Genomic DNA, 19,627 nt, shown 5'->3' with positions numbered 1-19,627 from the left:
TATTAGTATCAGGTTATAAAAATAAAAGTTAGGAGATGTTCCTATGCATTCTAAATCTCGTATTACTGCAATTGGTACTTATGTTCCAGATCAAATATTGTCTAATAACGATTTAGAAAAGATGGTCCATACGAATGATGAATGGATTGTACAAAGAACAGGAATGAAGGAAAGAAGAATCGCTAGCGACGAAGAATACTCCTCAAACTTAGCCATTAAAGCAATTGAAAATTTATGTACAACATATAAGAAAAACTTAGAAGATGTCGACTGTATCATTGTCGCTACTACTACTGCCGATTACGTTTTCCCTAGTGTTGCTTGCCAAATACAACAATACTTCAACATACCTCATACACTAGCTTTTGATTTAAATGCAACTTGTGCTGGTTTTACATATGGACTACACGTCGGTAATAGCTTAATCACTTCTGGTTCACATGAAAAAGTACTTGTCGTAGCGACAGAGACATTATCTAAAGTTACTGATTATACCGATAGAACGACCTGTATTTTATTCGGTGATGGTGCTGGAGCTATTTTATTAGAAAGAGATGAAAACACCCAAAGCTTTATCGCTGCTCACATGGGAACAAACGGTGATGGCGGCATTCATCTATATAGAACAAACTTATCTACTACTATGAATGGCACACCACTGCAAACAAATGAAAAAATCGTTCAAAATGGAAGAGAAGTATATAAATGGGCAACACGCACAGTACCAAAAGGCATAAAAAATTTATTACATACCGTAAATATGCAAGTAGATGATATAGACTGGTTCATACCCCACAGCGCTAACTTACGAATGATCGAATCTATTTGCGAAAAATCTCAAATTCCAATACAAAAAACATTAACGAGCGTGGAATATATGGGGAATACCTCTTCAGTCACCATTCCACTCGCTTTAAATTTAGCTATAAAAGAAGGGAAATTAAATAACGGAGACACACTTTTACTATACGGATTTGGTGGCGGACTTACGCATTTAGGGCTTATTGTAGAGTGGAATTTAATTTAAGTGTATAAAAAGAGGCTCTAGTCAGTAACTAGAACCTCTTTTTCATTTAATTTCTTGCCCCTTTTCGAGACCATATCACAACAGGAATAAGTAATAACGCTAACACGCCTCCAGCCAATGACAATGCCGCATAACTTGAATTCGCTACTACCATACCTGACATTGCTCCACCAGAAGCCCCAGCTAGCGCAATAAAAACATCTATTTTCCCTTGTGTTTTAGCACGTGTAGACGGTGTTGTGGAATCAACGATTTGTGCTGTACCACTTATCAATCCGAGGTTCCATCCTAGCCCAAGTAAAGACAGAGCAACGATTAATAATAATAAAGAATCACTTGGCGCTATCGCAGCTATGACACCCGCTGCAAGTAAAATCACTCCACCAGCTATGCTCATTGTAGTTCGGCCAATTTTATCAATTAACATTCCTGTAACGAGAGATGGAAGATACATTGCACCTACATGAAAACCTATCACAAGTCCTACTGCACTTAAACCGTGACCGTGGTGTCCCATATGAACTGGCGTCATCGTCATAATCGCAACCATCACTATTTGCGTAAGTATCATTACGATTGCTCCAACTGTAATACCTCGTTTATTTTCTTTCGCTTCTTCTGTTATTGGTTGTCCTTTATATGTATGTTCCTGTTTATATCTTTCTATTATGTTAGCAATAATCAAAGGATCTGGACGAAGCATAACAAAAAGAACTAGACCCGCCAGTATAAATGCTGCTGCCGATAGTATGAACGGACCTGCAAGTTTAGGAACTCCAATTGAATGTGCAAAACTTCCCATTACCCCTACTAAATTTGGTCCTGCAACTGCACCGAAAGTCGTCATTACCATCGTAATACTAACAGCCGTTGCTCTCTGCTTCTTATCTGCTAAATCTGTACCTGCATAACGAGCTTGTAGATTCGTGGCTGTACCGGCACCATATATAAGTAAAGAAATAAGTAAAAGAATAATACTATTTGTTAAAGCTGCCATTACAACACCAATTGCTCCAAATCCGCCTACTATAAACCCTGTTGCAAGACCTATCCGGCGTCCATATCGTTGCGAAAGCTCCCCTACTATGAAAGCTGCTAATGCCGATCCTAATGTAAACATAGCAGTTGGTAATCCTGCAAATGCATCTGTTCCAAGCATTTGCTGCGCAAGAAGTGCTCCCACTGTAATACCAGCAGCTAGTCCTGCACCGCCAAACATTTGTGAAATGCTGACGATTATTAACGTTCGTTTGTATAGTTTTTGTTGCTCTTCTTCTGTGTACACATGATTATCTATTAAAGCCCCTGCCTTATCTAGCAATTCCCCATCCTCCTTTTAAAATTAATCCCTCTTGTTAATGTACTATGTATAACGTTACATATTCAATGGCATTTTCCATTCATCCCTTTCATTCTAAAAAACTTTCTAATCATACTCGACTTATCCCATGCTATATTAAAAATACTACTATTCACAATATGCAAGGAGAAAACAATGAAAAAAACAGGCTGCTATAGCCTGTTTTCCTTTACGCTTCTTCTACTATCCTTCCCTTTCTCTTTTTACTCAAAGCTTTCCCTTCCCAAAACAACAAACTTGCGAAAGCACAAATTAAAATAATTGGCACACTTGCTTTATATAAATCTGTAAAACTCATAGCCATCTGATTCTTGGCATAATGATTCACATCATTTGAAAATGTGAGTACTTCTTTCTTTATACTTTCCTCTTGTTTTTCAACTTCTTTTGTCACTTGCCTCATAACTTCTTCTCTTTTTACATCTCTATATTCTACTGGAACTTTTCTTAATATTTCATCCGTCTTGTCGCGAATCAATTCTTCCTTTTTCTCTTTACTTAATCCCATTGTCATTGCATTTTGTTTCTTATTTATATTCGACTCTAAACTTTGATTCTCTATTTTCTCTTTAGTCATTTGTAAAATTTCAGTTTGCTCAGTACTATTCACATGAATAGTACGCACCTTTTCTTCTGCATAACGATATACTTTTTCTTTATTTACAGTTAAATTGTGAGTTAAGTTAGAGACAAATATTGCGACTGCCAATACAATTCCGACTTGTCGTAACATTGATACAACACTTTGAGAAGCAGTTAACAATTCTCCTTCAAACGAAGACGCACTTAAAACTGTAATTGGCCCCACTACTAAACCATATCCAACACCTAATATCATACATGGAATAATAATTTCTATATTTGTTGAATTAACATCAATCATTTGCAACCAATAGTAGGAAAGCCCCATAATAAGAAATCCTGACAAAATAATAGTTACTTTTCCGAGTTTTTTAATTAAAGTTGCTGCAACTGGTGAGACAAAAAATATCATTGCTGAAATAGGTGTCACTAAAAAAGCCGCTTCAATTTCCGTTCGACCTTGTAGTTTCGTCAAGAACGTTGGAAGCAATACAGTAACTCCAATTAAAAATAAATTACTTAATATAACAACGATAGACGCTCCGACAAACATTCGATCTTGAAATAACTTTAAATTCACCATTGGATTATGAATCTTTCGTTCTACTAAAACAAATAGAATAAGAGAAATAGTGCTAATTGCATAACAAGACAAAGCAATATTACTTTGCCATCCCCATGTATTACCTTTTACTAATATGAGAGTAAATGAAAAAATTGCTGTGCTACTTAATAGTAGTCCTATCCAATCTATTTTTGAGATAATCCGTTCTTCATTTTTTATTTGTAGCATGATGCAACATAAAACGATTCCTATTATACAAACCGGAACATTAACGAAGAACACCCATCTCCATCCTAAATTTTGCGTAATAATTCCACCTATTACTGGTCCCATAGCAGCTGACAATCCTTGTGTTACTCCTAAAATCGCAAGCGCAACATGCCTTTTAGCTAATGGCATAGCTGATACACCAATTACCATACTTGTTGGAAATAAAATCGCTGCCCCAATACTTTGTATAAAACGAGAAAAAATAAGAAAATCACCTGTATTAGCAAAAGCGCAAAGTACCGATCCACCACCAAAAATCACCAGACCAAGAATATACATCTTTGCTTTTCCAAAGATATCAGCTATCCGCCCTAACGGAATGGCAAGTACTGCAATCGTCATTGTATAAACATTTAATACCCAAGACATCTTTTCTAACGAAGTATTTACACTCGATTGTATTGCCGGTAAAGCTATATTCATAATTGTCGTATCAATCATACAAAGAAAGATACCTAGACACATTAAAAAGACAATCTTAATACCCTTTGATTGCTCCATCTTTATATACCCCTTTATTTATTGTGAACGCGTTTTTTATTCTTCTGTTTTATTGTTTTCTTTCGCCTCTAACTCTTCTAATTTTTTCTTCAAAGTCTCCACTTGTGCACTATACGATGCAATACCTACATCTAGTGAAATTTCTTCGACGAAAGTAATACCTACTCTCCACTTTTCATATTTCAATCGAAGATCTGCAATGTACGCTTCTTTTCTTTCAATTTCATCTTTAATCCATTTTTTTATTGTTACATCATCACTATAGTTACCAAAATACATTCTCATTAAAAAATCCGAACGTAAAACATCCTTCTCTACAGGTGTCTGCATGTATTGATAAAATTCTTCACGCCCCTCATCTGTAATAAAGTACATTTTCTTATTCGGTTTTCCCTCTTGCATGACAACCTCTTTTTTTATTTTCCCTTCATTCTCCAATTGTCGTAACGTTGGATAAATCATTCCAAAACTTCCATCAAAAAAATGAGTAAATACGTCTTCAAACACAATTTTAATATCGTAACCAGACAATTCCTTTTCCATTAATAAACCTAAAACAACATCTCTTCCCTTCAAAGTAAAACCCCCACATAGTATATAATCAACAATCATATTAACAATGTTAATATGATTGTTGATTATATACCTTATTCTGTTAATTGTAAAATGTTTCTAAATAAAAAAGCCCCATAATTTGGTTTCACCAATTCACAGGACCATTTTCTTTTTTACTCTTTAACACCTACATCTTGCAAAACTTCAATATCCTCTTTCATTTCATAATAATAAGAAGGCAATTCTATACCATGTTCTAAGAAATAATCTTCTATGAATGAAATAATGATTTTTAACGTTTTCACACGGGCATACAATTTATCGTTACTTTCAATAATATGCCACTTCGCATTTGGCTTACTTGTTCTTTCAAACATGTCCTCCATCGCTTCAACATACTCATCCCATTTTTCACGATTACGCCAATCTTCGTCTGTAATTTTCCATCTTTTCAAAGGATTTTTCTCTCTATCTTTAAATCTCTTTAACTGTTCCTCTTTACTTATATGATAGAAGAACTTCCCTATTATGTAATGGTCATCTGTTAGTAGTTTTTCAAAATCATTAATCTCATCATATGCTCTCATCCACTCTTCCTTTGTAGCAAAACCTTCAACACGCTCAACTAACACACGACCGTACCATGAGCGATCAAAAATGGTAATTTGCCCGTACTGTGGAATTTTGCGCCAGAAACGTTGCAAATAATGATAACGTTTTTCATGAGGTGCAGGCGCTCCAATTGGATCTACTTGGAACCCACGCGGGTCAAGATATTCCGTCACCCGCTTAATTGCCCCACCTTTACCAGCTGCATCCCATCCTTCCATAACAAGCATAACCGCGATTTTTTCTTCTTTCAAAATTTGTTGTAATGCTAATAAGCGCCTTTGATATTTTTCTAATTTCTTATTGTACTTAGATTTTGATTCAATTTTTTTCGTTAAGTCTACTTTAGCAAGATGTCCATTTTCCATAAAACAAATCCCCCTTGTTGTATGACAATGTTATTTTAACATATTTTTGGTAATTTTTTCATATCCTAAATAGCTGTGTAGAAACATCTCTACACAGCTTCCCTCTCTAATTTCACATATACAAGCACATTTAACTACATTAAAATAAATAATTTATACGGAATTCTTAGTATATTCTTTTTATTAAAACGTAAAAATAGCCCTTTTAAAAAGGGCAGTAATCTAAGTATAGAAAAAACAAATTTATTCTTTCTTACTTCATACGTAATTATGCTAGCTATAAGAGTAGTGAATAAGATATTGATTCACTACTCACAATAACCACTTTACATTATATGGTATATTAACTCGTAAAAAGAAGATAATAACAAGTAAATCCATTAAAGAATGGGAGCTCTCAAAAAATGAAACGAAAAATATTAACTCTCTTTACGCTTATATGTTTAGCACTACCAATGCAAGCTAGTGCTTACACATTTCAGTCACTACCGATTGCATCAAAGTCTAAACAATGGTATGTCGAAATTGATAAATCTCATAACTCAAACAAGCAAGCAATCCAGCCGAAACAAGGTGTATTTGATACGTATAGTTTACTCGTAAAAAACATCGGTCATGATGTATCAAACGTATCCGTGGAAATACTTGATAACAATCCTACCTCTAAGGCTACCTTTAAACCTACTACACCTAATGAAAATATTTCTAAAAGTCATACAAGCTTTGACTACATGGTATTCCCATTAGACTTTAATAGTCATAATTTTAAAGTTGTGATCACTTGGGAAGAAAAGAATTTCTCTTATAACGGCCATCCGGTAAATGAAGGTAAAAAAATGAAACAAACATTTGTATTTAATGAAGAATAAGTCCTAATTTCTTTAGGGCTTATTCTTTCTTATGGATACCAATCGATACCGCACTAAAGCTACCTATGCAAACTTGGTTTAAAGAAAGATTCCCATTATTTTTTGAAACAGGCACTTTTGAAATTCAACGTGTTTGGGATAATGAGCTAAATAAACAAATTTCTATGACAATTACCCATACATAAAAAAGCTTGGAAACCCATCCAAGCCTTTCTTACTTCTGTGCAATTTTTTCAATCTTATAATGAATATGTAAAAATTCAAGTCCAAATAGCCACATGCTATGATGAGCTGTTAACATTTTATCCTTACCCTCTGTAATGATGAAAGTCTCTGCTAACGGTAAACGGATTGTTAAGAACCGAGTATGTAAATAAATCCCCTCATCTCCCTGGCCATTTTCTCTTAACTTACTAGTAATGATTAAATCATGATTATCATTACATAGCCTCAAAATACCAGTCATATTCGAATAAGGTAAAGGCAAGGCGATATTCATATATGTCTCATCCTTATCTGTATGCTTTGAATAAAGAGCTACAAAAATAGATTCACCTGCTTCATTTTTCCTTAGCCAAGCCCTTACATTCTCTCTTCCATCTTCCTCATCCATTACACCAATGATAGAGCCATGCATCGTTTCCCACTTGTCGCCCATTCCTAAATGTATTTGTCCTACATGATTGCTCATTTTCTCATAACAAAATGCAAATGGGCGGAACCAATGAGCCCATTTAATATTCGATTGCAACTCATACTCTGTTGTATTTTCATAAAAACGAATAATACTTAAAGGTACCTTCGTCACGTCAAATGACTCACTATGAAAATCAGTTATTTGATCAACTAAACCGTTGTATTCCTTACTGCCTACTAAATTGCCGCTATATAAAAAAGCCTCACCAATTGCCACACTTCCTCTTAATTTACTCATTGGTTTCCCATAGTATTTATAATTCGGAACACTCTTTTCGATCATCCAGCCGACAAATGCCGGTAACGCTACTCCAATTCCGTTGACAACACCGTGAATCCAAACCATTTGAGCAATTGTAATCGTCATTACATGCTTCAAATTCCCGTATGAGTATATAAGTGAGAACATAATTGTAACCATGAGTGTACTAGACGAAACGATTAAAAGAATCTTTGCACTCATAGCATTAAATTTTGCTCTCCAAACGTAAAATCCATATCCATAAATCGCACATAAATATAGGAGCACTGCAAAAAATTCAAATATTCTCGAGTATGTAATTCCTATTGCAACTGTCATAGGTGAAATCATGATTATAAACATAATAGCACCATATACTTTACTTCTCTTTTCTCTTTTTCTCCCTATTAAACCAGCTGATAATGGCAATAGAAACGCCGAATAATGAAAATGCGCTGCTGTGAGTAAAACAATGTCAGAGCTAAAATGCATAATTGAAAGTTTTGCTACTGAAGCAAAAAACCAAAAACCACCTAAAAACAAATAAATAAACGCACTATCTATGGCGATCTCTTCTAACGGCTTCCATCCTCTTTCTAGCAATCTACTTACACCAAATAACGCAACAATTCCTGTATATACAAACCAAACTAGCGCAAATACATTGTAATTTGTGACGAAAGCTAGCATTGCACAAATTGCTGCGATTGGATATAAAAACGATACGAATTTATAAAATAGTAAATACGATCCATCTCTTTTTCTTTTATCACTAATACAAAGTGACATTGGTATAAATAATAAAACAGATAATAATATAATTGCTTCAACAGGATTTATATTCGACCACTCATATATTAGAAAAACAACATAACAAGCAAACCCAAATATTATATTTTTCATATCGTTTATTTCCTTTCCACAAATGTTCCCTTATATGAAAAAAGCGAGCCAATTAACGGGTTTCGTACTTGTACATGAATTCGAAAACACTGTAGTGTTGCATCATAACTTTCAACAATTTTTGCTTCACCATACAAAAATTTTGGTAACGGCATTTTTCTTCCAAACATATAAAACCATTGTTTCTTTGAAGAAATATGCATTGCCCCTAACTCATCGATATGAAAATGCAGTGTAGAAACGAGTAAATGTGGTTCGCCAAAATAATCTACAATTTCATTTTCGTTTCCATCCAATTGCATAACTGCGTTAAAATATCTTTTCTTATTATGAAAATAAAAAGTACGGTTCCACCTTACTAATTCTTGTCCATATTCATCTCGCTCAGCTATGTTTTGTATCGTAAATGGAATTTCCTCTCCTCGTTCCGAGAAAAACATTCGAAACTTCGATGCAATTTTTAATATAAATTTCACGAAAAAAGAGCCACCGTAAATTTCATCCATCTTTCCTTCACCTGTAAAACTATTCTCTTCTGTAATCGCATAACGCTTCTGCAATTCAGGATGAAGATTTTTATAGGTATCCCCTAATAATCGTTCATATATATTAGCCATGCACTTATCCCTTTCTCGCCCTATTGCAATTTTTCGCTCTTGGTAAATCGAAACTATTTATATAACCGACAATTGATAACCCCATTAGAAGAACATTTAATGTAATCGGATTAAACGGCCCTGTAAAGCTTGCAATATTCGTAAATCCTGCCGCTAATGTTAAAACTAGTAATACAATAATATGCAGTATAAATAATTTTCGTTTTGTTATTGGCAACAGCCATACAACACCGAAAATTATTTCTAACACCCCAATTATTTTAAGTATATATACACTATTTTCATTTGAACCGATTAATACAGAAAGCATCTTTACTTCTTCTAAATGAGTAAAAAGTAGTTTTGGCACTATCCCTTGATATATCCATACAAAAGCAAATAAAAAACATACGAGCCAATACGTCATTGTTCTTCTAATTAGTAACCTAGGATGAAGCCCCTTTTCTAACCATAATTTTAAGGCATCAAAACTCCAAGCAGTCGCCCAACCTAATAACGGACGAAAAATATAGGAATCTATCACATTTCCTATACGACCAAATCTTGTATCATAATCATATTGTGTCTCAAAATGGATGTATTCTTTATTCGGCGTATACTTCCAATAACCACGTCCTATTTGAATAAGAGATAATGTATTATCCGTCCAAAATTTTAAAGAAGAAATTCTTTCACCAGTTTCTTTTCTTATTTCACCTATTGATTCCCCTTCTCCAGCTATTTCAAGCCCAAATCCAATCTTTGTTTTATACAAAAACTTCTGTGGTTCTCCTTCTTTTTTCTCTAAATACGAAATTTCAGTAAAGCGAGCATCCCACTCTGTATGTATATCTGGTTCTTGCGTATATTCCCATAATTTTCCCATTGTCGTGTTCATTTTTGTCGCAACATAAATAGGCTGTTTCCTTTTCATTCTCCCACCTCCTATGCACTATAAGTTTAATGTACATGCAATGAATTTATTTTGCTACATTTTTCACAAACTTCCTCAGAAAAAAGAAAGAATTTTTAAAATATATATAAAACACTTGATTCCCCGAAAAATTTAAATTATTATAAAACAAATGTTACCAACAACTTCATAAATCAAACACTCTCGCCTAAAACGTGAGATAGAGGTTGCGATACTTATGAGTATTCTAATGGAGACACAGAGATGTCTATGAACTTAGATGAAAGGAAGTATTGCCGAAATTGATAAGTTTCTCTGCATTTATCAATTGGGGCTGTTTTCGAATAGAAACAGAACTGTCATATGTACAGACGTGTACGTATGAAGAGCTATCTACAAAAAAGAGATATCATTTTTTATGATATTCCTTTTTTGGCGGTTTTTTTATTAGCTCCGTTTTCTGTTTCCCTTTTCCTGTAACAGCACCATCCTCACTTATTTGAGATGGTGTTTTTTGTTTGTCTTTATGGTAACTACAGGAGTATTGGGATTTATATATTTCCTAATCTATTCTTAAAAATAGACGAAAGAAGGAATTTGTAATGGAAACAATTGTTCAAAAATTTGGTGGCACTTCTGTCGGTAGCGTCGAGCGCATTCAACATGTAGCAAATTTAATTATTGAAGAATATGAACGAGGTCATAGCGTTGTCTCTGTCGTTTCAGCAATGGGAAAAAGCACGGATGAACTTGTCGCACTCGCTAACGCAATTACAGAAAATCCAAGTAAACGCGAAATGGATATGCTTCTATCGACAGGAGAGCAAGTAACTATTTCATTATTAACGATGGCACTACAAGCAAAAGGCTATCGTGCGATTTCATTAACAGGATGGCAAGCTGGTATTACGACAGAATCTGTACATAGTAGTGCACGGATTACTGAAATTAATACAGATCGAATTCAGTCTTATCTTACTAAAGGCACGATTGTTATTGTAGCTGGTTTCCAAGGAGTCAGTGAAGATTTTGAAATTACAACGCTTGGACGAGGCGGTTCTGATACAACTGCTGTCGCATTAGCTGCTGCACTAAACGCAAAAAAATGTGATATTTACACAGATGTGACCGGCGTATATACGACGGATCCACGAGTTGTAAAAGATGCTTATAAATTAGATGAAATTTCTTATGACGAAATGTTAGAACTTGCAAACCTCGGTGCTGGTGTATTACACCCGCGTGCTGTTGAGTTTGCTAAAAATCATAATGTCATTTTAGAAGTTCGCTCAAGTATGGAACAAGAAAACGGAACAATTGTAAAAGGAGAATGTAACATGGAACAACAATCAATCGTTAAAGGTATTGCATTTGAAGATAATATTACACGCATCACAGTGAAAGGATTAGAACAAGGTTCACTTTCAACTGTTTTCTCTACATTAGCAGCGGCACATATTAATGTAGATATCATCATTCAAAGTATTACAAATGAAGGAACTGTTCATCTCTCCTTCTCCATCCATTCTAATGATTTAAGAGAAACATTAGAAGTATTGGAACAAAATCAAGAGGCACTTCACTATGAAGCAGTAGAATATGAAAATCATTTAGCAAAAGTATCAATCGTAGGATCTGGCATGGTATCTAACCCTGGTGTCGCTGCAAATATGTTTACTACTTTAAAAGAAGAAGATATTCATATTAAAATGGTAAGTACATCAGAAATTAAAGTGTCTGTCGTTATTGACCGCCTTCATTTAGTAACAGGTGTTGAGGCACTGCATCAATCATTTATGGCGAAAATTGAGCCTTTAGTGCAAATGAGCTAATTTGATATGCTCAGTAACACTTATAAAAAAATCATATTAATCTACTTCCTTCCTATTAAATAAAAGCTGTTCGTTAACAAGATGCTATATGACATATAAAAAAACACCTTGTCAATTTTTCCTATACTGTGACAAGGTGTTTTTGACTGAAAGGAATTTGTAACTACTTAGTAGTATAATTATGAGGATGATTAAATAATGAACTTTTATACATAAGGAGATAAGACTATGGCAAAAAACAAATTACTACGAATGGACAATGTCAGCATCGTTGTAGAATCTCTTGATAACGCAATCTCTTTCTTTGAGGAGATTGGCTTGAATCTCGAAGGTCGAGCCAATGTCGAAGGTGAATGGGCTGGTCGCGTAACTGGACTCGGTTCTCAGTGCGTAGAGATCGCTATGATGGTCACTCCAGATGGCCACAACCGAATTGAACTTTCGCGATTTCTCACCCCTCCTACTATAGCAGATCACCGAAAAGCTCCTGTAAACGCCCTCGGTTATCTACGCGTCATGTTCACCGTTCAAGATATTGACGAAATGGTATCGAGACTCACTAAGCATGGTGCAGAGCTCGTTGGCGAAGTAGTTCAGTACGAGAACTCGTATCGTCTCTGCTACATTCGTGGAGTCGAAGGAATTTTAATCGGTTTAGCGGAAGAACTCGGTAATAAATAAGTAAGTGACGTTTTATAAAAAGGCACTATCATTGAATAAAACGTAGACTCTTAAGCGATTTTATTATTATATTTTGAACCCCGTCCTAGCTTTAGAACGGGGTTATGCTTGTTTGAGCTTTTAAAATTAAATAACTTTATTATCATTTTACATATAGATTTCAAGGATCTACCCAAATAGCTTTCATATTACCGATATCCCAAAATCATTATAATACAATGAAAATATTCGTTATACCCTTTCCTAGGAAATATAACTAACTCTTCTCACTTTTTATCACATATATCTTTTCGCTCTTTCTCTTGAAAAAACGATCTATATTCATTCAAAATAACTTTCTTCACATTCGAATAAAAAACCATCATGAATAGTGCAACTCCTAATACAAATACTTGTATTCCTTCATAATCAATGAATGCACTCATAATTAGCAATCCAAACCCAATATAAAAACCAAAATCATTCTCTTTCTCAAAATCCTCATCTTCTTCATCAATATGTATTTTTTCTTTAATATTCTGTTTCCCTTTTATCAACTCATCTAGCGTAACATTATACATTTCGCTCAGTAAAATTAAATTATCAATATCAGGATAACTTTTATCATTTTCCCATTTGTACACTGCTTGCCTCGTCACACCAATCTTTTTAGCAACATCCTCTTGCGAAAACCCCTTTGATTCTCGTAGTTTTTTTAGCTGCTCTCCTATGCTCATAACGTCCCCTCCTTTAACAAATTATTACATAAAAAGAGATATAAATGAAAGAAACCATTAGTAAAACTCTCTGTAAACCATTCGTTTACACAATTAAAAAAAGAGGGAATAGCTCTATATTTAAGCTATTCCCTCACTTCTATTAAAACAGATGAATGTTTTCTTTTTTACAAGCTGCACGTAAATCGTCAGGCCATACAGAAGATTGAACTTCACCGATATGTGCTTTACGTAAGAAGTACATGCACATTCTTGATTGTCCAATGCCACCGCCGATTGTTAATGGTAGTACGTCTTCTAATATACCTTTATGGAAATCATACTCACGTTTGAAGTCTTCACCAGTTTTCGTTAACTGCTCATCAAGCGATTTACTATCAACACGAATTCCCATTGATGATAACTCAAATGAAGATTGTAGTACTGGGTGCCAGAATAAAATGTCACCGTTTAATTTCCAATCGTCATAATCAGCTGCGCGTCCGTCATGCTTTTCACCTGAACGAAGTGCATCACCAATTCCGATAATGAAGACTGCACCGTGTTCTTTTGCAATTGCATGTTCACGATCTTTCGGTGTTAATTCTGGATATTTATCTTCTAATTCTTGAGAAGTAACGAAAACAATTTCTTCCGGTAAATACTTTCCAAGGAACGGATATTTTTCAAATAAGTGATCTTCTAAATCTTTGAATATTCCATAAATTGTTTGTACTGTTTTTTGTAAGTATTCAACAGTACGCCATTCTTTTTGAACGATTTTTTCCCAATCCCATTGATCAACATAAATGGAATGCGTTGCATCAAGTTCTTCATCACGACGAATCGCGTTCATGTTTGTATATAAACCTTCACCAGCTTCATATCCGTATTCATGTAATGCAAATCGTTTCCATTTCGCTAGTGAATGAACAATTTCTAATTCTTCTCCTGAATGTAACATATCAAATTCAATTGGACGTTCTACACCGTTTAGGTGATCGTTTAATCCTGATTTTTTCGTTACGAATAATGGTGCAGATACGCGGAATAGTTCAAGGCGTTTTGCTAATTGGTCCTCGAAAAATGTTTTAACTTCCTTAATTGCGATTTGAGTCTCTCTTACTGTCATTAATGATTGATACATGGTGGTTTCCTCCTAAAATGTTTGGATGTTGTGAAAAGAAGCCAACAAAAAAAGCCCTTCTTTCCCAAAAAACTGGGACGAAAGGCTTTGGTTCCGCGGTACCACCCAAATTAGCAACAGAGGTTGCTCACTTATACAATACGGAGATGAAATATCTCGATACTGTTCTTCTTGTAACGGCGAAGTTCCCGGCTAAGTCTACTTTCCTATAAAGGATTTCGGTTAGCAACTCCAGGAGGTTCTTCATAATAGGCTTCGTATCAGGCTCACACCACCCCTGACTCGCTTAAACTACGTCCTACTACTACTCGTCCTTTCATAGTCGTTTTGTTGTCACATCTCTGAAACATTTTATTAATGATTATTCTATACAAAAAATAAAGAAAGTCAACAAAAAGTTTTAAAATGTTTTTCAATTCTTTATTTTACGGCTTTATTGATTGTTGTTAATTTAACATCTTTACTTTTTCTGCCTCGTCAATCCAAAAAATGTTTCACTGACCGAAACTAACGTATACACAACAATTAATGTGATCGTTCGGAATATAGAATCTGCAGTATTTCTTATTATTTTCATTTTCTTTATAATTCCTTTCAGTTTACTTGCAAATTCATGTTATACTATAGCATTCAAGCAGTTTATTTTTACTTAAAGCAATCATAGTCATTTATAAAGAGTATTTTCTAAATCATTGACTATTATTAAATAAGATTTTTATATAACGGAGTGATCATATGAGTAAAACGAAAGCAAAACCGAAAAAAGGTGTAGGACAAGGTACAGGAAGTAAAGGATGGAACCGTTGGCAATCAAGTGCAAAGAAAAAGGCAGCTGCCAAACCATACAAAAGTAAAGGTACAAAGAAGTAATTTAAATAACATTTGATTTCTTTACTTTGTACAAAACAAAATATAATTATTACAACAAAAAGCTATGCCCTCATAAATTTGAAGGCATAGCTTTTTTATATTAAATCATTAAAATATCTCGAATTTCTTCCTCTGTGATTGAGGACAATTTCTCTTCTCCCGGCTCAATCACTTCAGCGATTAAATTTTTCTTACTTTCTTGCAGTTCATGCATTTTCTCCTCAATTGTTCCCTGAGCTACTAGCTTTATAACTTGCACTGTATTTTTTTGTCCCATTCGATACGCCCTATCGGCCGCTTGTTGTTCAACAGCTGGATTCCACCATAAATCATATAATATTACTGTATCTGCACCAGTTAAATTAAGTCCGGTACCACCAGCTTTTAAAGAAATGAGAAATAGATCTCCTTCTCCTTCGTTAAACCGATCGCACAGCTCTACACGATCCTGCGCTGGTGTACTCCCGTCTAAATAAAAGTATGGAATTGTTTGTCGATTTAACTCACGACCAATAATGGAAAGCATCTTCGTAAATTGAGAAAAAATTAATATTCTCTTCCCTGTACTTCTACATTCCTCTAAAATCTCTAACAGTTGTTCAAATTTAGCTGAACTTCCTTTGTAATCATCAACAAATAAAGCGGGATGACAACAAATTTGTCGCAATCTCGTTAAACCAGCTAAAATTCTAATTTTATTTTTACGTAACGTGTCTTTGTCTAAATGCTTTAACGTTTCTTCCCTTAACTTCGCTAAATAAGCAGCATAGAGACTCTTTTGATCGGGTAATAACTCCGATGATTGTAAGTGCTCTATTTTCTCTGGCAACTCATTTAATACGTCCCCTTTTAATCGTCTTAATACGAATGGTTTCACTCGCTTCGCTATATCTTCACGCCTTAAATCACCGAACTCTTTTCTTCCTGGTAATAATTCCGGGAAGACGACATGGAAGATAGACCATAGCTCTTCTAATGAATTTTCTACAGGTGTACCAGTTAGTCCGAAACGGTATTCAGCTTGAATTGTTTTCACAGCTCTTGCCGTTTGCGTTGTAGGGTTTTTAAACGCCTGTGCTTCATCAAGAAATAGTGTATGAAATGGTCTTGCATATAATCTTATATCTCTTCTCAGTAATGGATATGACGTGATTACGACATCAAATTCCGTTATATCTTTCAAAATTTTCCGGCGCTCTGCTTGGTTTCCATCTGCAATAACTGCTCTAATATGCGGGGCGAATTTTTTCAATTCACTAAACCAATTATAAACAAGAGATGATGGTGAAACGACTAATATTGGCAGTTTCTTTTCTCGAATCTCAGTCAAAACAGAATCTATAAAAGCAATGCTTTGCAACGTTTTTCCAAGTCCCATATCATCTGCTAAAATACCGCCAAAACGGTAATGAGCAAGTGTTTTCATCCATTCGAACCCATATACTTGATACTTTCTCATTTCTGCATTTAAAGTATTTGGCACAGCAAACTTTAATTTTTTCGGGTTTTGAATGTTTTCTACTAACTCTTGAACTGAATCATCCAAACTTAAAACATTGCCTTCGTGAAGTCCGTTCATCCATTTTACACTCCGAATAAGCGGAACATTTACCTCTTCTCCATGTAAAAATTCTTTCCGAATACCTGATTCTTTTATAAACTGATTAATTTCATTAAACTCTTTACTCTCTAGCGACAAAAACGAACCGTTCGCCAATCGATAATATTTACGTTTCTCTTCAAGGGCCGCTAATACACCTTTAATTTCTGCTTCTGGTATTCCTTTTATATCAAAACGAAATGACAACCAATCAATTCTTTCTTTTCTTCTCACTCTAATAAGAGGAACTGCATCCCCTTTACTAATTCGCAATTTGATTGCTGTCGTCGCATAAATATCAACTAAACCTTTTAATGTTGGCACGACGTGATATAAAAAGTTATACTCAGCTTCTTCATTATGCATAAAGTAACCGCCTTCTGTTTTTGCAAAGGCACTTTCACTCATAATGTCTAAAATCTCTTTTTCTTTTTTCTCATCACGATTAAAAACAGACGGCTGTCCATCCTCTTCTAGCGGATTAATCATGACGTTCCCATAGTGAAATTCAAGACCTGCTAATAAGCGATTTTTCACGCGGTCTAAATACAATTTCGCTTTTAGCGAAGGTGTTTCAACACGATCCGATATTACTTCATCAATGTGTACAGTTCCGAGCTTCATTAATCCTGGTACAACTTTCGCGACGAAATGTTCCATCTTACTTTCTGGAATATAAAACTGATTACTATTTGAGCGACTCATCATCTTTTGTAATTCAATAAGTCGCATACAATCTTCAATGTGTAAGTGATATAATTTCCCACCATAAAGTGCATTGTTATACATATCCATAACTTGTACACGATTTAGACCATCTATATGAAGTGTAAATCCGCCATTATTTCCCTTCGTAAATTCAAAGTGTAACGGCAACAAACCTTTTGAAACTTGTAATCCCTGAAACAGTTGTTTATTTTGTTTCAGCTGTACATATTCAACTTTAGAAAGTGAAGAGAGCATATCTTTCCATGAAGCTGGTGGTATAAATATCATACTTTCATCTTGTTTCGCATGTACTTCTAGCGCATCCTCATACATTTTTTCGTTATGATACATTTTAATGAGCTGCTGAATAATTGCATCCGTTTCTTGTTTAAAACTATGTACATCTGATGTATATGTAAATTCATTTGAACAATGAAAAGACTCTCTTTTCTCCACCTTAGAAAGAAATTCTCTAATATGATTTATGAAATACACTTTGGCAAGTTTCAATTGAATTCCAAGAAGAGCCCCACCACTTCTCGTAGCAACTGGTGTACATATAAACTCAATATCTAATATTTCACGTGTATCAAAACGGTGTTGTTTACTTTTTGGCCTCAGTGGTTTGTCTGCAAACAGCTGAAACATACCACTTGTCAATTGATCATTTCTGCTACTAGTAGAGCTCATTCCACCTGTTTGTTGATTATAGTTTATTTGTATTAATACTGCTGCAACATGTTGACAGTACGTTTGAAAAGACGCTAATGAAGGACAACTACATTTTGCAACAACATCACCCTTTTTGGCTTTTGCTACTGTAACATGGAAATCCTCGTTCCCTTTTACTGTCGCCTCACAAATTTCTTTATTTTCATCGTAATGATCTATTATCACTTTATTTGATTTATAATAGGTTTCACCTCTTTTATATGAGGTCTCTCCGCACACTTCTTTAATAATCGATTTATTCAATGTGAAACTCATCGCTTTGACACTTCCTTAATATAAAACCATTTTCTCTTACTTAACATTTTACATGCTCCACGAGAAAATATAAAATGTTGATTTAACAAAAGAAGATGCTTATTTATAAGCATCTTCTTCACTCTATCTCCATCAACCTCTTCGCCTCAAAATACAACACTTGAATAAACTTCTTCGTATTAATTCGCGTATGACCAGAAGATGCGAGTTCATCTTTCGTCATTTCTGTCATCCGTTTTCTAACTACGGTAAAATCGAAAAATTTTGGAGCATAGCTTTCAAATTTTGGATTTGAAAAGTCTGTTAATCCTAAAGAAGCCAAATGATTTAACGACTGATAAATAGCTCGACGTACTCTTTGTTCAGACGCTTTTTTCTCTTTATCAATATCCGCCTCTAAAGCTAGATCCCCTAATTTCCTTATCGTAATATGATGAAAAATTTCTTTTAACGCAGGAAAGCCAAACTCAAATGTCTGCGCCTTTTCTTGACCATATAAATATTCCAGCATACTAAGTAAATCTTTACTTCCATTCTCTCCCGCAATACCGAGTTCTGATAGTAAAAAGCGCCCTAAATCCCCTATCTTTTTTCCTTCTTGCACTGGTTCAGTGCGCAATTGCGGTTTTTCCCACTGAAACACGTTATTCAATGATTTTTGAATATCGTGTATAGAACGCTCCAATCTAATACGCTCCATCACTTTGCGTACAACAGATACAACTTCGATTTTATTTAATGGTTTTGTAATATAATATTCTACACCAAGTGTATATGCCTCACCTATAAGCTGCTTCGATTCCACTTGAGAAATCATAATGATTTTCCCCGTGAAAGTTGACGCAATGTGACGAACTGTTTCAATTCCGTCCCTCATCGGCATCAACAAATCAATAAATAAAATATCTACTTTTTTAAAATTTAGTTGATCCGCCTCAATAAAAGCTCCGTCATCCGCCTCACCAATTACTTCGCCAAGATCTCCATCTTCAATAATTTGCGAAAGCATCGAACGGAAAACTTCATCATCGTCTACGATATAATAAAACAAA

The 19,627-nt window shown here is 34.7% G+C and carries 16 protein-coding genes, 1 pseudogene, 1 riboswitch and 1 other annotated feature; of the genes and pseudogenes, 6 read left to right on the top strand and 11 right to left on the bottom strand.

What is annotated here, in order from left to right:
* Positions 1-43 precede the first annotated feature (43 nt).
* Positions 44-1,027 (top strand): ketoacyl-ACP synthase III, encoded by a 984-nt coding sequence (locus AC3EMB_RS09270; RefSeq protein ID WP_097984032.1) that lies wholly within the window; start codon positions 44-46, stop codon positions 1,025-1,027.
* A gap of 46 nt (positions 1,028-1,073) precedes the next feature.
* Here AC3EMB_RS09270 and AC3EMB_RS09265 read toward each other — a convergent pair whose 3' ends face one another.
* The 4 genes from AC3EMB_RS09265 to AC3EMB_RS09250 all read right to left on the bottom strand — a co-directional run bounded on the left by AC3EMB_RS09265 (position 1,074) and on the right by AC3EMB_RS09250 (position 5,837).
* Positions 1,074-2,348: an MFS transporter gene (locus tag AC3EMB_RS09265; protein ID WP_488517646.1), complete on the bottom strand. Its 1,275-nt coding sequence runs from the start codon at positions 2,346-2,348 to the stop codon at positions 1,074-1,076.
* A gap of 208 nt (positions 2,349-2,556) precedes the next feature.
* A complete protein-coding gene (locus AC3EMB_RS09260) occupies positions 2,557-4,305 on the bottom strand; it encodes an MDR family MFS transporter (protein WP_416474564.1) in 1,749 nt (582 codons plus the stop codon).
* A 36-nt stretch (positions 4,306-4,341) separates the two neighbouring features.
* Entirely contained in the window at positions 4,342-4,881 is a 540-nt protein-coding gene (locus AC3EMB_RS09255) for a PadR family transcriptional regulator (protein ID WP_000678333.1), read from the bottom strand.
* Positions 4,882-5,033: 152 nt separating this feature from the next.
* Positions 5,034-5,837, bottom strand: coding sequence for a polyphosphate kinase 2 family protein (locus AC3EMB_RS09250; protein WP_454500475.1), 804 nt, complete (start codon positions 5,835-5,837; stop codon positions 5,034-5,036).
* A gap of 404 nt (positions 5,838-6,241) precedes the next feature.
* Between AC3EMB_RS09250 and AC3EMB_RS09245 the strand changes: the two genes are divergently transcribed.
* Together AC3EMB_RS09245 and AC3EMB_RS09240 are read left to right on the top strand one after the other, a co-directional pair.
* On the top strand, positions 6,242-6,706 hold the full coding sequence (locus tag AC3EMB_RS09245) for a hypothetical protein (protein WP_000823337.1): 465 nt from the start codon (positions 6,242-6,244) through the stop codon (positions 6,704-6,706).
* Between the two features lie 29 nt (positions 6,707-6,735).
* Positions 6,736-6,891, top strand: a pseudogene (locus AC3EMB_RS09240) (DNA mismatch repair protein MutT); the annotation flags it as partial.
* A 29-nt stretch (positions 6,892-6,920) separates the two neighbouring features.
* Here AC3EMB_RS09240 and AC3EMB_RS09235 read toward each other — a convergent pair.
* From AC3EMB_RS09235 to AC3EMB_RS09225, 3 genes are read right to left on the bottom strand one after another with little or no spacing between them, the layout of a single operon-like run.
* Complete coding sequence (locus AC3EMB_RS09235; protein WP_095691094.1) at positions 6,921-8,546, bottom strand: YndJ family protein; 1,626 nt, start codon at positions 8,544-8,546, stop codon at positions 6,921-6,923.
* A gap of 5 nt (positions 8,547-8,551) precedes the next feature.
* A complete protein-coding gene (locus AC3EMB_RS09230) occupies positions 8,552-9,163 on the bottom strand; it encodes a DUF4166 domain-containing protein (protein ID WP_001284321.1) in 612 nt (203 codons plus the stop codon).
* 4 nt (positions 9,164-9,167) lie between these two features.
* Positions 9,168-10,076, bottom strand: a complete 909-nt coding sequence (locus AC3EMB_RS09225; protein WP_089170781.1) for a DoxX-like family protein — start codon at positions 10,074-10,076, stop codon at positions 9,168-9,170.
* Between the two features lie 192 nt (positions 10,077-10,268).
* A riboswitch (Lysine riboswitch) is annotated at positions 10,269-10,455 on the top strand.
* Positions 10,456-10,657: 202 nt separating this feature from the next.
* Between AC3EMB_RS09225 and AC3EMB_RS09220 the strand changes: the two genes are divergently transcribed.
* Together AC3EMB_RS09220 and AC3EMB_RS09215 are read left to right on the top strand one after the other, a co-directional pair.
* Positions 10,658-11,887, top strand: a complete 1,230-nt coding sequence (locus AC3EMB_RS09220) for an aspartate kinase (RefSeq protein ID WP_488517645.1) — start codon at positions 10,658-10,660, stop codon at positions 11,885-11,887.
* 228 nt (positions 11,888-12,115) lie between these two features.
* On the top strand, positions 12,116-12,568 hold the full coding sequence (locus AC3EMB_RS09215; RefSeq protein WP_001107258.1) for a VOC family protein: 453 nt from the start codon (positions 12,116-12,118) through the stop codon (positions 12,566-12,568).
* A 266-nt stretch (positions 12,569-12,834) separates the two neighbouring features.
* Here AC3EMB_RS09215 and AC3EMB_RS09210 read toward each other — a convergent pair whose 3' ends face one another.
* The gene (locus AC3EMB_RS09210; protein WP_023521645.1) at positions 12,835-13,284 is read right to left on the bottom strand and encodes a helix-turn-helix domain-containing protein; all 450 of its coding nucleotides are present in this window, start codon (positions 13,282-13,284) and stop codon (positions 12,835-12,837) included.
* 142 nt (positions 13,285-13,426) lie between these two features.
* Complete coding sequence (gene asnA, locus AC3EMB_RS09205; RefSeq protein ID WP_000284916.1) at positions 13,427-14,410, bottom strand: aspartate--ammonia ligase; 984 nt, start codon at positions 14,408-14,410, stop codon at positions 13,427-13,429.
* A gap of 70 nt (positions 14,411-14,480) precedes the next feature.
* Positions 14,481-14,739: a binding site (T-box leader), on the bottom strand.
* 406 nt (positions 14,740-15,145) lie between these two features.
* On the opposite strand from asnA, the gene AC3EMB_RS09200 reads away from it, so the two are divergent.
* Positions 15,146-15,280, top strand: a complete 135-nt coding sequence (locus tag AC3EMB_RS09200) for a DUF3934 domain-containing protein (RefSeq protein WP_000047588.1) — start codon at positions 15,146-15,148, stop codon at positions 15,278-15,280.
* A 100-nt stretch (positions 15,281-15,380) separates the two neighbouring features.
* On the opposite strand, the gene AC3EMB_RS09195 is transcribed toward AC3EMB_RS09200, so the two are convergent.
* A complete protein-coding gene (locus AC3EMB_RS09195; protein ID WP_488517644.1) occupies positions 15,381-18,575 on the bottom strand; it encodes an SNF2 helicase associated domain-containing protein in 3,195 nt (1,064 codons plus the stop codon).
* Between the two features lie 118 nt (positions 18,576-18,693).
* Entirely contained in the window at positions 18,694-19,626 is a 933-nt protein-coding gene (locus AC3EMB_RS09190) for a response regulator (protein ID WP_000500302.1), read from the bottom strand.
* Position 19,627 lies beyond the last annotated feature (1 nt).

It is taken from the genome of Bacillus sp. LQ16 (genome assembly GCF_057784645.1).
This window is presented reverse-complemented; position numbering and strand designations above follow the sequence as displayed.

What these genes read in the sequence shown, in the direction of transcription:
- AC3EMB_RS09270 (WP_097984032.1), top strand. Translation starts at nt 44, where the DNA reads ATGCATTCTAAATCTCGTATTACTGCAATTGGTACTTATGTTCCAGAT.
- AC3EMB_RS09260 (WP_416474564.1), bottom strand. Translation starts at nt 4,305, where the DNA reads ATGGAGCAATCAAAGGGTATTAAGATTGTCTTTTTAATGTGTCTAGGT.
- AC3EMB_RS09250 (WP_454500475.1), bottom strand. Translation starts at nt 5,837, where the DNA reads ATGGAAAATGGACATCTTGCTAAAGTAGACTTAACGAAAAAAATTGAA.
- AC3EMB_RS09245 (WP_000823337.1), top strand. Translation starts at nt 6,242, where the DNA reads ATGAAACGAAAAATATTAACTCTCTTTACGCTTATATGTTTAGCACTA.
- AC3EMB_RS09235 (WP_095691094.1), bottom strand. Translation starts at nt 8,546, where the DNA reads ATGAAAAATATAATATTTGGGTTTGCTTGTTATGTTGTTTTTCTAATA.
- AC3EMB_RS09230 (WP_001284321.1), bottom strand. Translation starts at nt 9,163, where the DNA reads ATGGCTAATATATATGAACGATTATTAGGGGATACCTATAAAAATCTT.
- AC3EMB_RS09225 (WP_089170781.1), bottom strand. Translation starts at nt 10,076, where the DNA reads ATGAAAAGGAAACAGCCTATTTATGTTGCGACAAAAATGAACACGACA.
- AC3EMB_RS09220 (WP_488517645.1), top strand. Translation starts at nt 10,658, where the DNA reads ATGGAAACAATTGTTCAAAAATTTGGTGGCACTTCTGTCGGTAGCGTC.
- AC3EMB_RS09215 (WP_001107258.1), top strand. Translation starts at nt 12,116, where the DNA reads ATGGCAAAAAACAAATTACTACGAATGGACAATGTCAGCATCGTTGTA.
- AC3EMB_RS09210 (WP_023521645.1), bottom strand. Translation starts at nt 13,284, where the DNA reads ATGAGCATAGGAGAGCAGCTAAAAAAACTACGAGAATCAAAGGGGTTT.
- asnA (WP_000284916.1), bottom strand. Translation starts at nt 14,410, where the DNA reads ATGTATCAATCATTAATGACAGTAAGAGAGACTCAAATCGCAATTAAG.
- AC3EMB_RS09200 (WP_000047588.1), top strand. Translation starts at nt 15,146, where the DNA reads ATGAGTAAAACGAAAGCAAAACCGAAAAAAGGTGTAGGACAAGGTACA.
- AC3EMB_RS09195 (WP_488517644.1), bottom strand. Translation starts at nt 18,575, where the DNA reads ATGAGTTTCACATTGAATAAATCGATTATTAAAGAAGTGTGCGGAGAG.